The sequence below is a fragment of the Clostridium amazonense genome (assembly GCF_056431285.1).
In genome coordinates this window covers 830,461-845,443 of the sequence record NZ_JBWKMH010000033.1, presented here as the reverse complement: position 1 = coordinate 845,443, position 14,983 = coordinate 830,461, and the positions used below count along the sequence as shown (strand labels likewise).

Genomic DNA, 14,983 nt, shown 5'->3' with positions numbered 1-14,983 from the left:
AACCCTGTTGTGACCACCAATAATATGGCCTAGTGGCTCAGTTGGTTAGAGTACCGGCCTGTCACGCCGGGGGTCGAGGGTTCGAGTCCCTTCTAGGTCGCCATAATTTTAGGCTCGATAGCTCAGTCGGTAGAGCAGAGGACTGAAAATCCTCGTGTCGCTGGTTCGATTCCTGCTCGAGCCACCAAAATTATATATGGTGTTAAAATGCGGGAGTGGCTCAGTGGTAGAGCGTCACCTTGCCAAGGTGAACGTCGCGAGTTCGAATCTCGTCTTCCGCTCCAATATGGCGCTATAGCCAAGTGGTAAGGCAGAGGCCTGCAAAGCCTTTATCCCCAGTTCAAATCTGGGTGGCGCCTCCATAAACTCACTATAATTATTATAGTGAGTTTTTTTGTGCATAAATTTAGATTTTAATGAGATTGAGCTTGTAAAAAAATGACATCTTGTTAATTAATGTATTTGTAAATTTATTCCGTAAAATAAAAAATAAACATAAAAATATCATAATAACTGAAAAAAATAAACATAAAAAATTTTAAAGTAAAAATTAATAGTATAAAGTCGAAGTTAATTTTTAACAAATATACTATTAGTAAAATATAATAAATTAAGTAGTGAAACATGAGTTTCATAGAATTCAAAGTTGAATTTTTGAAAGTAATTATTCGAGTAGATCAGGGTGAATTTCATTATTTTAATAATTTATATATCTAAGAAAAAAATACTACCTCTATCGATCAATTTACCTTCATTTAAATATATTGGAGTTATTTTATATTTACATAAGAAATTTAATACCTCATCTTTATATTTATAATAATCTAAAGAACCATAAAACACTATGGAGTTTTTATTAAATAGCCCACAAGTTCCACCTATGAAACCGTAGTCTAATCCAGGTAAAGTGATATCGCCGGGAGGTAATAAAAGTACATCTATATCAGTATTTAAAAGTGCTTTATGTATAGATGTATCGCTGGTAATTATTGCATTGTCGTTTAAAATTGCAGTGGAGCATTTAGTGTATCCTTGTTTAACGTGTATTAAATTTTTGTTAGTCACAAAAGATAATAGTTTCTTATCTGTGAATTTTAAATTATGTACAAAATAATTTTTTAAATTTAATGCATTTAAGGATATATCATAAGGATAGTTAGTTTTGAGACTATTCTCTGATAATATACAATTTAAATTAAATGTTTTTAATAAATGTATAAAGTTTATATCTATGTCTTTGTCCAATATTAATGTATCATTTGAAATGACATGAAGAGACATGTCGGGATGTCCACAAACTGCCTTGTATAGAGTGTTATTTATTGGACATTTTATAATTTTACAATTAAGCTTTGATAAATTTAGATACTCTGAGTCTGATATTCTAGGATCAACTAATGCTATTTTCAAAATAGTACCTCCTTAAGGTTGAAATTGGATGTTAAACCTGTAGTTTCTATGTATATATATTTAAGAATTTGTGTCGATAATTGTTAAAATTATTAATGTATATCAATTTATATAATAAGCATAATAAGAAAGAAATATATTTTACCATGATAGCACTTACAAAAGTTTTTAACAAGTTTATAGCTTTTATAGTGAGGTATTCACCATACTAAAAAGGAGTGAGCTATATGTTGCTGTTAACATTAATAAAAGATGATACTAGAGAATATTTAATAGAGTCAATAAGGGAAGCAAGAGAATATTTTAAAGTGAAGAATGTAAAGGTAGGGATTTCAGAAAGTATAGAAAATAAGCATCATATAATAAAAGTTTATTGTGATGATGTAAATTATGATGATAGATTTAGAAAAATGTTTAATCTTTATATAGGAAATATATTATTTAAAGAACTCGTTGATGAATTTTGTTCAAACAATATAAACAAATATCTTACTGAAAATTATTATTTTTTAAGGTATGAAGATGTAATAGAGATTAGAAAAAATGTTGAAAGTGTAATGCGAAAAGAAAATAGTACTATGGATGAGCACATGATATATTATATGAATAGGAAAAATGATATAATAGATGAAATTGTTGAGTTCATAGAAGAAAATGAAGTTATAAATATAAATGGTTTTATTACGTTTAGAATGAAGCAATTCATAAGTCAATTGGAAGGCATCTTAGAAAAAATAGTTGAAAAGTTTATGGTAGAAAAAGAATATGATGAATTTATAAAGCTTTTAAAATATTTTATAGATGTTCAGGAAAGCAAAATAGATGAGGTTCATATTATAATAAACAATGAAGGAAAATATGCTGTTGTTGATAAATTTGGAAATGATATTCTTCAAAATCTTATTAGTGAATTATATGATGGAAATGCAAACATTCAAGTTACTATGGAGGATTTGATTATAAGTGGACTTATAACAACAGCACCGAAAAAGCTTATAATTCATTGTGTGGATAACTGCCAAAACAAAGAAATTATAGAAACTATAAAAAAAGTATTTGGAGATAGGTTGAATTTTTGCAATGAATGTATAAGATGTAAACAAATAAAAAGTATAAATAAAATATAAAAATATAGTTGACAACAATGCAAAAGTATATTAAAATGAAAAAGGTTTGAAAAATAAATATAAAGTTACTTTTGAAGTAGAAACAGCCGTTTCTCACCTTGCAGCATTGCTAGAAAGGTTTACTGTAATGACTAATAATGAGTGATTGATACAGTAGGACGGCTATGCCGTCCTTTTTATTTTTAATAAATTTCGAAAGTATATTTTTATATATTTTATATAATACACCAGGAGGTGAAAATTATTAGTAAAAATAAGGACTTCATGATGAATGAAGAAATAAGAGCTAAAGAAATAAGAGTTATAAGTGATGATGGTGAGCAATTAGGCATTTTGCTTACTAAAGATGCTTTAAACCTTGCAGAAGAAAAGGAAATGGATTTGGTTGTAATATCACCAAATGCGACTCCGCCAGTATGCAAAATAATGGATTTCGGTAAATATGTTTATGAACAACAGAAAAAAGAAAAAGAAGCTAAGAAAAAGCAAAAAGTAATAAGCATTAAAGAAATCAGATTAAGTGCTACTATAGAAGACCATGATATAACTATCAAATCTAACAATGCTAGAAAGTTTTTATTAGATGGAGACAAAGTAAAGGTTACTGTAAGATTTAGAGGCAGAGAGATAGAAAATTCAAAAGTAGGTCATAAGATATTAAACTCTTTTGTTGAAAAGTTAGGCGATGATTGTGTTGTAGAAAAGCCTGCTAAACAAGAGGGTAGAAATATGATATTAATATTAGCTCCAAAAAGAGCATAAACACTGAGAGGAGGAATCTATTATGCCAAAAATGAAAACTCATAGAGGTGCAGCTAAAAGATTTAAAAAAACAGGAACAGGTAAGTTAAAAAGAGCTAAAGCTTTCAAAAGCCATATATTAACTAAGAAAAGTTCAAAAACTAAGAGAAACCTTAGAAAAGCGGGATACGTTGCAACTGCTCAAGAAAAAGCAATGAAGAAACTATTACCATATTTATAATTTTAGGAGGTATTTTAAATGGCAAGAGTAAAGAGAGCTGTCAACGCTCGTAAAAAACATAAAAAGATATTAAAACTTGCAAAAGGATACTACGGTGGAAAAAGCAAGTTATACAAAACAGCTAATGAATCAGTTATAAGAGCTTTAAGAAATGCATATGTAGGAAGAAAATTAAAGAAAAGAGACTTCAGAAAACTTTGGATAGCAAGAATAAATGCTGCTACAAGAATGAATGGACTTTCTTATTCAAGATTTATGAATGGAATGAAGCTTGCTGGAGTAGAAGTTAATAGAAAAATGCTTTCAGAAATAGCTATCAATGATCCAAAAGCATTTGCTGAATTAGTAGAAGTAGCTAAAAAACAATTAGAAGCTTAATTAAATATAAGTACATAGAAATGTAGCCTTAGGCTACATTTTTATGCTTTATAATTATTTTTATAAATAATAGGGGAATACTATAATATGTTGATAAAAAAGTATATAATATACAGTATATTGAGATAGTATAAGGATTTGAGGTGTCTTAAATGCAATTGAGAGTGAGAGATGTTTTAAAGAATAAGGATTTTACTCCTGTACAAATACTTGCAATAGGATATGCAAGTATAGTATTTTTAGGGGCTGTATTATTAACATTACCTATATCTAGTAAAAATGGAAATGTAACTCCGTTTTTAGATTCGTTATTTACGTCTACTTCAGCAGTATGCGTTACGGGATTGATTACAGTAGATACAGGTACATATTGGAGTTATTTTGGCAAAACTATTATAATGCTTTTAATACAAGTTGGAGGATTAGGATTTATGGCTTTTGCTACAATGTTATCATTAATAGCTGGAAAAAAGATAACATTGAGACAAAGATTAATTATGCAGGAATCTATGAATTCTTCTTCACTACAAGGAATTGTAAAATTAGCTAAATATATATTGTTATTTACATTTTCTATAGAAGGATTAGGAGCGTTATTATTAAGTACTCAGTTTATACCTATTTTGGGTCCAATAAAGGGGATTTATTATAGTGTGTTCCACGCAGTATCTGCATTTTGTAATGCTGGATTTGATTTGATGGGGAATTATTCAAGTCTTATTGGATACTCAGGAAATGTTGTTATTATAATAACTATTTCTGCACTTATAGTTATTGGAGGTCTTGGATTTATTGTATGGAATGAAATATACACTTATAAAGTAAGAAAAAGATTATCATTACATAGCAAAGTTGTAATATCAATGACTGCTTTTTTAATATTAGGTGGAACAGTTTTATTCTTTATATTTGAGTATTCAAATCCTGGAACTATGAAAACAATGGGATTAAAGGAAAGATTATTATCTTCTCTTTTTGCATCTGTAAGTCCTAGAACTGCTGGATTTAATTCAATTGATTTATCAAAGCTTACAGTTCCATCAATATTTTTAATGATTATATTAATGTTTATAGGTGGTTCACCAGGTTCAACTGCTGGTGGAATTAAAACTTCAACAGCTGGAATTTTATATATGACAGTAAAATCTATAATAAATGGAAGAGAAGATACTGAAATATTCAAAAAGAGAGTTAATAAAGATATAGTTTATAAATCTTTTGCGATAACAATTATTGCACTTGGGGTTTTATTTACAGTAACTGTATTATTGGCAATAACTCAATCAGCTAGTGGAGAGCCTTTTGAATCTTATGTATTTGAAGCTGCGTCAGCACTTGGTACAGTTGGAAGTACATTAGGATTGACACAAAAATTGAATTCTATCGGGAAAATCATTATAATATTAACAATGTATGCTGGTAGAGTAGGTGCATTAACATTAATTTTAGCTATTGCTATTAACAAGAAAAAGAAAAATTTATCAATAAAATATCCAGAGGATAAAATATTAGTTGGGTAAAGGGTGAATAAAATGAGCAAAAAACAATTTATTGTAATAGGATTAGGTAGATTTGGAACATCTGTTGCACAAACACTATACTCATTAGGAAATGATGTATTAGCTGTAGATAAGGATGAAGATGTAATACAGAATATTGCAGATAAGGTAACTCATGCAGTTCAAGTAGATGCAAATGATGAATATAGTTTAAGAGCACTTGGAATTAGTAACTTTGATGTTGCAATAATAAGTATAGGATCAGATGTTCAAGCTAGTATATTATCAACATTACTTGTAAAAGAGTTAGGTGTTAAACATATAATAACTAAAGCTAATGATGCACTGCATGCAAAGGTACTTTATAAAATAGGTGCTAATAGAGTTATATTCCCAGAAAGAGATATGGGAGTTAGAGTAGCACATAATTTATGTTCATCTAATATATTAGATTATATAGAATTATCACCAGATTTTAGTATTGCAGAAATTGCAAGCTTAGAAGCATGGCATGGTAAATCATTAAAAGAACTTAACTTAAGAGCTGAGTATGGAATTAATGTAATGGCAATAAAATCTAATAATGAAATTAATGTAGCGCCTTCAGCAGATGAAATTATTTCAAATGGTGATGTAATAGTAGCTATAGGAGATACAAAAGAATTGAACAATTTAGAAAAACAATCTAGATAGGAGATTAAGAGTTGCAGTATATTACAAGTAAAGAAAATTCTTTGATAAAAAATGTTAAAAAATTAAAAGAAAAAAAACATAGAGTAAAAGAAGGTTTGTTTTTAATTGAAGGGTTTAGATTTATAGAAGAAGCAATAAAATCTTCATATAATGTGAAATATATATTTATTGATGAAAGTTCTCCTAGTGAGCTTTATGATAAATATATAAAAAAATATAATCTTAATGATTCTACATACATGGTAAGTAAAAACATATTTAATACTATTGCTAGCACAGAAACTCCACAAGGTTCAGTTGCTGTAATTGAGGATAAAAAGCTACCGGTAGTAGATTGCGAAGGTTTTTATGTATTAGTAGATAAAGTTCAAGATCCAGGAAATTTAGGCACAATAATAAGAACTGCACATGCATCTGGAAGCTTAGGTATAATAATGACTAAAGGGACTGTAGATATATATAATGAAAAGACTTTAAGATCAACAATGGGTTCAATATTTAATATACCAATAATAGAGGATAAGGATTTATCTTTTGTTAATGAGTTAAGAAATAAAGGATTTAAAGTTATAACTAGTTCTTTAGATACGGAAAATAACTTTTATGATGTAGATTTGAGTGGAAAAGTTATAATATCTGTTGGTAATGAGGGAAACGGTATTAGTGAAGAAATTTATAATATTTCAGATGAAAAGGTGAAAATACCTATGCCAGGTGGTGCTGAGTCATTAAATGTATCAGTTGCATCTGCAATAATGATGTATGAAGTAGTAAGGCAAAATGATATTAAAGTAAAATAGATATTGAATTTGAAAATAAATATATGTATAATAAAATTTATATTGAGAATTAAATATTTTAAACTATGAAAGAGAAAAGTAAATATAAAATACATACAGGGAATAAAAATCATAGACTGAGAATTTTTAAATGAAGATTTTATATTGAAGTTCACTCTGGAGTTCTAACAGTGAAATTAAGACACAAAAAAATAATTTGATAGTTTTAGTCTTTATAAGTAGTTGTTAGCGAGTAAAATCGATAAATTTTAACTAAGAGGAGCTTATTTTAAGTTCAATTAGGGTGGTACCGCGGATATATCCGTCCCTTCTATGGGATGGATTTTTTTTATTTGTAAAATTTTAAAATTATAAAATTATAAAATAAATGTTTAAGAAGGGAGTCACAGAAATAATGAAAGAAAAATTAGAAGCAATTAAAGAAACCGCATTAAAAGAAATTGAAGCAGTTTCAGAAAAAGCAAGTCTTGAAGATATCAGAGTTAGATATTTAGGAAAAAAAGGTGAGCTTACTCAAATCCTAAGAGGAATGGGGGCTTTATCATCAGAGGAAAGACCTATAGTTGGAAAACTTGCAAATGAAGTTAGAAGTGCTATAGAAGAAGAAATAGAAAAAATATCTAATGATATAAAAGAGAATGAAAAGAAAGAAAGACTTAAAAGTGAGGTTATAGATATATCTATGCCAGGTAAAAAGCAAACAATAGGAAAAAGACATCCTATAGATTTAACACTGGAGCATATAAAGGATATATTTTTATCAATGGGATTTTCTGTTGAAGAAGGACCAGAAGTTGAAAAAGATTATTATAACTTTGAAGCATTAAATATACCAAAGGATCACCCAGCTAGAGGGGAACAAGATACTTTTTATATTAATGATAACTTAGTATTAAGAACTCAAACATCACCAATACAAATTAGAACTATGGAAAATCAAAAACCACCAATAAAAATGATTGCACCAGGAAAGGTTTATCGTTCAGATGCTGTAGATGCAACACATTCACCTATATTCTATCAAGTAGAAGGACTGGTTATAGATAAGGGAATAACTTTTGCAGATTTAAAAGGAACATTAGATTTATTTACTAAAAAAATGTTTGGAGATAATGTAAAAACTAAATTTAGACCACATCATTTCCCATTTACAGAACCTTCAGCAGAAATGGATGCAACATGTTTTGTTTGTAACGGTGAAGGATGCAGAGTTTGTAAGGGTGAAGGATGGATTGAAATATTAGGATGCGGAATGGTACATCCAGATGTTTTAAGAAATTGTGGAATAGATCCAGAAGTATATAGTGGATTTGCTTTTGGATTTGGATTAGATAGAATGGTTATGCAAAAATATGCAATTGATGATATAAGATTACTATATGAAAGTGATATGAGATTTTTAGATCAATTCTAGTAAGAGTATAGGAGGAAGAAAGATGAAAGTTCCAGTTAAATGGCTAAAAGATTACGTTAATATAGATATTTCACCTAAAGAGCTTGGAGATGCACTAACATTGTCTGGTTCAAAGGTAGAAGAAGTAGTAACTACAGGAGATGAAATTACAAATGTAGTTACAGGAAAAATAACAAAAATAGAAAGACATCCTGATGCAGAAAAATTAGTTATTTGCGCTGTTGATATAAATAAAGAAGAACCAATTCAAATAGTAACTGCAGCTACAAATATGAAAGAGCAAGATATAGTTCCAGTAGCTCTTCATGGATCAACTTTACATGGTGGGCTTAAAATAAAAAAAGGTAAACTAAGAGGTATTGTATCTGAAGGTATGTTCTGTTCAGAAGAAGAATTAGGAATAGCAGGAGATGAACCAGTACATGGATTATTGATAATGCCAGAGGATACTAAAATTGGAGTGGATATAAAAGAAGCTATAAGTATAGAAAGTTCTACTATAGAGTTTGAAATAACATCTAACAGACAAGATTGTTTTAGTATTATAGGAATAGCAAGAGAAACAGCTGCTACACTAAGAACAAATTATAAAATGCCTAATTTTAGTTATACTTGTAAATGTAGTGAGAATGTTAATGATAACTACAAAGCTGAAATAAAAGACGATTTATGCAGAAGATACATGATTAAAGGCATAAAAAATATAAAAATTCAACCATCACCAGGTTGGATGCAAGAAAGACTTTTAGAAGCTGGTGTTAGACCAATAAATAATATTGTAGACATAACTAACTTTGTAATGATTGAGTTAGGTCAACCATTACATGCATATGATGCAAGAGAAATAAAATCTAATAAATTTGTTGTAGAGAGAGCATGTGAAGGTGAAAAATTTACTACTCTAGATGATGTTGAAAGAACATTAGATAAAGATGTATTATGTATAAAAGATGGAGAAAATACAGTAGGCCTTGCAGGAATAATGGGAGGATTAGATTCAGAAGTTAAAGATGACACATCTATGATTCTTTTAGAAAGTGCTAACTTTAATGGTGTAAATATAAGAAAATCATCTAAAAGATTAGGCTTAAGAACAGAGGCATCATCAAAGTTTGAGAAAGACTTAGATCCAAATTTACCAGCTATGGCTATAGAGAGAGCATGTGCGTTAATTGAAGAGTTAAATGCTGGAGAAATTATGGAAGGCATTATTGATATATATCCACAAGTAAAAGCAAGCAAAACTTTAAAAGTAAGTGTTGAGTGGGTAAATAAATTCTTAGGAATTAATATATCTAAAGAAGAAATGAAAGGTATATTAGATAGTTTAGATTTAAATACAGAAATCGAAGGTGAAGACACTCTTATAGTTACATCACCAACATTTAGAAGCGATATAAATATAAAAGAAGATGTTGCGGAAGAAATTGTTAGAATTTATGGATATAATAATGTTCCAGCTACAATTGCTTTATGTGAAGCAGAAAAAAGTGGTGAAAGTGAAAAACAAAAATTAGAAAAGAAAGTGATTAGCGCTTTAACAAATAGTGGATTAAATCAATCAATAAGTTATTCATTTGTAAGCCCTAAGATATTTGATAAGTTATTAATACCAGAAGAAAGTTCTTTGAGAAACGCTGTAAAAATAAAAAATCCATTAGGTGAAGATTATAGTATAATGAGAACTACTACATTAGCTTCTGGTATGGAATCATTAGCTAGAAACAATTCTAAAAATAATGATATTGTTAGACTATTTGAGATAGGAAAAGTTTATGTTGGAACTGAAGATCCATATGAATTACCAACAGAAACAGAAACATTAACTATATCTATGTATGGCAATATGGATTACTTAGATATAAAAGGTGTTGTAGAAAATGTTTTAGCTACACTTGGAATTAAGAGTGTTTCATTTAAAAGAGAAAGTGAAAATTCATCATTCCATCCAGGAAAAACAGCTGCTTTATATATAGGTAGAGATTATATAGGTGTAGTTGGAGAAGTGCATCCAGATGTTGCAACTAATTATGAAGTAGAAGAGAGATGCTACTTAGCAGAATTAAATTTAAATGCTCTATATAAGTATGCTAAAATTGAAAGAAAGTATGAGGCTCTTCCAAAATTCCCAGCGGTTACAAGAGATATAGCTATACTTGTAGATGATGAGATTTTAGTTCAAGAAATTGAAGATACTATAAAAAGACAAGGTGGCAACATATTAGAAAGTTGCAAGCTTTTTGATGTATATAAAGGAAAGCAAATACCAGAAGGAAAGAAAAGTGTCGCTTATGCTATAGTCTATAGACACAAAGACAAGACTTTAACTGACAATGAAGTAAATAAAGTACATGATAAAATATTAAGAGCTCTAGAACATAAACTAGGTGCAGAATTAAGATAAATACAAAAGAAATGGTTAAAAAGAATTGTTCTTTTTAGCCATTTTTTTATATTTAATAATTATTGAAAAAATCATGACATTATGTGTTTCATTTCGGAAAATCATATGATAAAATATTAATAACTATAATCATTAAGAGGGTGTTTGTTTGAACATTATAACTGTTAGAATTAATGGAATGGAATATAATTTAAAAGGTGAAGAAAACGATGAATATTTACATATGGTAGCTAAGTATGTAGACAATCGTATACAAGAATTAATGTCAACTAATAAAAAGTTAAGTCCTGGAGATGCAACTATATTAGCAGCTTTAAATATGGGTGATGATATAATAAAAGGAAAAGAAAATTATGAAAGAGTAGCTGCAAATTATAAACAATTAAATGCAGATAATAAACTTTTTATTGCTGAATTAGAGAAGATGAAATCTAAAGTAGAAGCTTTAGAAAATGAAAATAAAAAAGTAAAAGATGAAAATGAAAGTTTACAAAATAAAAACTTAGAATTAGAAAAAAATAAAGAAGAGTTAATGCTACAATTGGAAAATGTAAATAGTATAGAAGAAGAGATAAAATTAAAAGATATACAAATAGATGAATTATTAAAAAATGAAAAGCTTCTTAAAGAAAAAGAAGAAGAAATTAAATTGAATAATGAAGAATTGCTTGAAAAAATGACTGAAATAGAAGTGTTAGAGAATGAATTAAAAGAACAAAAAGAAGAAACTAAACTTAGAGAAGTTGATTTAATTATGAAAACAAAAGATTTAAAAGAATCGGAAAAGAAATCTCAAATATATGTAGAGCAATTAGAAACTAAAGATTTAGAAATTCAATCTATGGAAGAAGAAATATCCTTATTAAAGGAAAAACTACAAAGCAAGTTACATCAGTTTGAAAATCAAAATGAAGAAATTAAAATAAAAGAAACTGAAATAAAAGATAAAATAATTAGAGTTCAAAAAGCAAGTGATGAGATTACTTTAGAAAATAAGAACTTAAAAGAAAAATTAGAAAAAGTAAGTAATGAAAAACTTGAGAATGAAGATAAGTATAATAAGCTTTTAGAAGAAATAGAAAAGCTAAATACGGAATTAGACATTACTACAGATCTATCTAAAAACTTAAAAAAAACTAATGAAAGTTTAATGGAAAAGCAACTTAGATTAGAAAAGTGGAATAAACAACTTTTATCACAAGTAAAAGAATTAAGAATGGCTAAAAGTGCACAGCTTGCAAAAAATAAAGATTTGATGGAAGAAATGGAGAAAATAGGAACAGAGTTATCCATTGAAAAATTAAAAAATAATAAATTATTAAATGTAAAACATAGCTTGTAAAATAATTTTTACAAGCTATGTTTTATGTATAGGAATCCAAGTTTAAACTTTAACTTATTCATGTTTCAGTTGAGAATTCTAATTAATTTAATTGAAAATGGAAAATTGAAAGTTGAAAATGAATGTAAAAATTGGATTTCCAATTTTAAGAAATGATTTTTTATTAAATTTGCAAAGCAAATTATTTAAACACAATATAAAAACTGAATTTTATAAAATATCCAAAGTAATAGGGATAGTTACTATTGAAACTGTGATTAGTAAGAACATTATAATGGATAAATATTATACTGATTTTATTTGAAGTACAAATAAAACATTGTAGCGGGGATTTCAATCCCCGTGATATTCACCATCTCTATTCACTTTTCACTCTTACTTTTTAATTGCTTTCCAACATGATAATATAATAATCTGTAAGATTAGTACTATCATTTAAGAAAGACATTACTTTAAATTTGAACTTGTAACCCTATACTATATTGGATTTATGTTAATACTATTGTTATAATTAAATAAGTAAAAAAATTTGAAATGAAAATTATATAATTTCAAAATGGGAGTGAAAAGATGAATAAAGTAGAATTATTAGCACCAGGTGGAAGTATGGAAAGTTTATATGCAGCTGTTTTATCTGGATGTGATGCAATATATATGGGTGGAAGTAAGTTTTCGGCCAGAGCCTACGCCAATAATTTCAATAACGAAGAGCTAAGAAATGCGGTAGATTATTGTCACATGTACAATGTAAAAGTATATATAACAGTTAATACTTTAATAAAAGAGGATGAACTTAATGAAGCAATAGATTATGTTAAGTATTTATATGAAATTGGAGTAGATGCATTAATAATTCAAGATTTAGGTTTATTTTATATTTGTAGAGAATTACTTCCTGACTTTGAAATGCATGCATCAACACAAATTACAGTACATAATGGAGAGGGTGCTAAATTTTTAAATAATTTAGGATTCGAAAGAATTGTATTATCAAGAGAGTTATCTTTAAATGAAATAGAATACATATCAAAAGGACTTGGAATTGAAACAGAAATATTTGTTCATGGAGCATTGTGTGTTAGCTATTCTGGTCAATGTCTTATGAGTAGTATCATAGGTGGAAGAAGTGGTAATAGAGGCAGATGTGCACAACCATGTAGACTTCCATATACAATAATGAATAGAAAAACAGGAATAAGTAAGGATGGATATTTATTAAGTCCTAAAGATATATGTACTTTTGAAGAAATTCAAAACATAATTGAAAGTGGAACATCTTCATTAAAAATAGAAGGTAGAATGAAAAGACCTGAATATGTAGCAGGGGTTGTTGGTAGTTATAAAAAAGCAATAGACAGTTACTATAATAATGAAGAAATTGATGTAAAGGCAGAATATAAAAAACTTGAACAACTTTTTAATAGAGAAGGGTTTTCAAAAGCCTATATGTTTGGAAATGTAGGCAAAGATATGATGGCTTATAATTGTCCTAAAAATAGTGGAATATATCTTGGAAAAGTTCAAAAAGATTTAACTATTAAATTGGAAGAAAATCTACATGTAAAAGATGGAATAAGAATTAAAGATGATGGATTTTCAGTTGCTGGAATAAAAATAGGAAAAATGGAAGTTGAGAATGCGAAAAAAGGGGATGTAGTATCATTAAAGCCATTAAAATATAAAGTGAATGATGTACTATATAAGGCGGGAGATACTAATCTTTTAGAAGAACTTTCTAAAGTATATCAAAATATTTTTGCTAAAAAAATACCATTAGATTTGAATGTTGAATTTAAGATTGAAAAACCAATTAAATTATTAGTTAAATTTAATGAAAATACATTTGAAGTAAATGGAGATATAGTAGAAGAATCAATAAAAAAACCAATGGATAAAGAAAGTTTAATTAAATCATTAAATAAACTTGGAGATACTCCATTTGAATTTAAAAATATAAGATTTAAAGAATTTGAAGAAGGCTTCATGAGGATATCTTCTATAAATTCAGTAAGAAGAGAACTTATAGATAAAATTTTAAATTCAATTTTATCAAATTACAGAAGAATAGATAAAAATAATAAAAGTATACATTCAATTGTAAAATCTAAAAATGATGTTTATGATTGTCCTAAGTTTATGGTTTTAGTAAGTAATAAAGACCAATTAAAAGCAGCAATAGAATGTAATGTGCCTAATATAGCAGTAGATTGTTTCTTTAAAGGTAATAAAATTGATATGGAAGTTATAAATAATCATAAAGAAATTAATTTTTATATTAAAACTCCAAATATAATAAAAGAAGAATTTGAAGGAATTTCAGAATTTATAGAGAAACATTTAAAGGGGATAAAAGGAATTATTACTTCTAATTTAGCAATTATAAGTAGATTTAGTGGAAGAACTAAATTGATAGGTGATTATAAGTTAAATATATTTAATAGTTATACTGCAGAATTTTATAAAAATTACTTAGATTTAGGTGTTATTAGTGTTGAATTAAACAATAAAGAGTTCAATAATGTGGTGAAAAAATCATCATTGAAACCACAGGTAATAGTATATGGGAAATATGAATTGATGGTTAGTGAATACTGTCCAGTTGGTAGTGTTTTAGGTGGAAAGACTGCTAAAAAATCCTGTGGAGAAAAGTGTTCTGAGGGAGATTATATACTAAGAGATCGAAAAGGTGAGGATTTTAAAATTTTAACAGATAAATATTGTAGAAGTCATATTTATAATAATGTTCCTGTGAATTTAATTCCCAATATGAAGGAATATAGAAGAAATAATATTGAATGCTTCAGAGTTGATTTGATAGATGAGAATTATGAAAAATCAAAAGAAATAATAAAAATGGCTATGGATGAAAACTTTGAAGGAGATTATAAGAATTTTACAAGGGGTCATTATAAAAGAGGAGTAGAGTAGGTGAAA

12 protein-coding genes, 4 tRNA genes and 1 other annotated feature are annotated in these 14,983 nt (G+C 27.8%); of the genes, 15 read left to right on the top strand and 1 reads right to left on the bottom strand.

Going from position 1 to position 14,983, the window contains the following annotated elements:
* The first annotated feature begins 26 nt into the window (after window positions 1-26).
* From AC07E4_RS18765 to AC07E4_RS18750, 4 genes are all read left to right on the top strand, one after another.
* Window positions 27-103: transfer RNA gene (locus tag AC07E4_RS18765), tRNA-Asp, on the top strand.
* A gap of 8 nt (window positions 104-111) precedes the next feature.
* A tRNA-Phe gene (locus AC07E4_RS18760) sits at window positions 112-187 on the top strand.
* A gap of 22 nt (window positions 188-209) precedes the next feature.
* Window positions 210-284: transfer RNA gene (locus tag AC07E4_RS18755), tRNA-Gly, on the top strand.
* Between the two features lie 4 nt (window positions 285-288).
* Window positions 289-362, top strand: a tRNA-Cys gene (locus AC07E4_RS18750).
* A gap of 343 nt (window positions 363-705) precedes the next feature.
* Here the strand turns inward: AC07E4_RS18750 and AC07E4_RS18745 are convergent.
* Window positions 706-1,410, bottom strand: coding sequence for a DUF6873 family GME fold protein (locus AC07E4_RS18745; RefSeq protein WP_040330172.1), 705 nt, complete (start codon window positions 1,408-1,410; stop codon window positions 706-708).
* 227 nt (window positions 1,411-1,637) lie between these two features.
* Here AC07E4_RS18745 and ytxC point away from each other — a divergent pair, with 227 nt between their 5' ends.
* The 11 genes from ytxC (at window position 1,638) to AC07E4_RS18690 (ending at window position 14,977) form a co-directional block, all read left to right on the top strand.
* Window positions 1,638-2,537 (top strand): putative sporulation protein YtxC, encoded by a 900-nt coding sequence (gene ytxC / locus AC07E4_RS18740; RefSeq protein ID WP_478217175.1) that lies wholly within the window; start codon window positions 1,638-1,640, stop codon window positions 2,535-2,537.
* Between the two features lie 234 nt (window positions 2,538-2,771).
* Window positions 2,772-3,299, top strand: coding sequence for a translation initiation factor IF-3 (infC, locus tag AC07E4_RS18735; RefSeq protein WP_478217174.1), 528 nt, complete (start codon window positions 2,772-2,774; stop codon window positions 3,297-3,299).
* Window positions 3,300-3,321: 22 nt separating this feature from the next.
* Complete coding sequence (gene rpmI, locus AC07E4_RS18730) at window positions 3,322-3,519, top strand: 50S ribosomal protein L35 (RefSeq protein WP_040330174.1); 198 nt, start codon at window positions 3,322-3,324, stop codon at window positions 3,517-3,519.
* 18 nt (window positions 3,520-3,537) lie between these two features.
* A complete protein-coding gene (rplT, locus tag AC07E4_RS18725; protein ID WP_040330175.1) occupies window positions 3,538-3,897 on the top strand; it encodes a 50S ribosomal protein L20 in 360 nt (119 codons plus the stop codon).
* Window positions 3,898-4,049: 152 nt separating this feature from the next.
* A complete protein-coding gene (locus AC07E4_RS18720) occupies window positions 4,050-5,417 on the top strand; it encodes a TrkH family potassium uptake protein (protein ID WP_478217173.1) in 1,368 nt (455 codons plus the stop codon).
* Between the two features lie 12 nt (window positions 5,418-5,429).
* Window positions 5,430-6,089 (top strand): potassium channel family protein, encoded by a 660-nt coding sequence (locus AC07E4_RS18715; protein ID WP_478217172.1) that lies wholly within the window; start codon window positions 5,430-5,432, stop codon window positions 6,087-6,089.
* Window positions 6,090-6,100: 11 nt separating this feature from the next.
* Window positions 6,101-6,889, top strand: coding sequence for a TrmH family RNA methyltransferase (locus AC07E4_RS18710; RefSeq protein WP_478217171.1), 789 nt, complete (start codon window positions 6,101-6,103; stop codon window positions 6,887-6,889).
* A gap of 56 nt (window positions 6,890-6,945) precedes the next feature.
* Window positions 6,946-7,201: a binding site (T-box leader), on the top strand.
* An 82-nt stretch (window positions 7,202-7,283) separates the two neighbouring features.
* Complete coding sequence (gene pheS, locus AC07E4_RS18705) at window positions 7,284-8,303, top strand: phenylalanine--tRNA ligase subunit alpha (protein ID WP_478217170.1); 1,020 nt, start codon at window positions 7,284-7,286, stop codon at window positions 8,301-8,303.
* A gap of 22 nt (window positions 8,304-8,325) precedes the next feature.
* Window positions 8,326-10,707, top strand: a complete 2,382-nt coding sequence (gene pheT, locus AC07E4_RS18700) for a phenylalanine--tRNA ligase subunit beta (protein ID WP_040330181.1) — start codon at window positions 8,326-8,328, stop codon at window positions 10,705-10,707.
* A 148-nt stretch (window positions 10,708-10,855) separates the two neighbouring features.
* Complete coding sequence (locus tag AC07E4_RS18695) at window positions 10,856-12,049, top strand: cell division protein ZapA (protein WP_478217169.1); 1,194 nt, start codon at window positions 10,856-10,858, stop codon at window positions 12,047-12,049.
* A 570-nt stretch (window positions 12,050-12,619) separates the two neighbouring features.
* On the top strand, window positions 12,620-14,977 hold the full coding sequence (locus AC07E4_RS18690; RefSeq protein WP_478217168.1) for a U32 family peptidase: 2,358 nt from the start codon (window positions 12,620-12,622) through the stop codon (window positions 14,975-14,977).
* The last annotated feature ends 6 nt before the right edge of the window (window positions 14,978-14,983 follow it).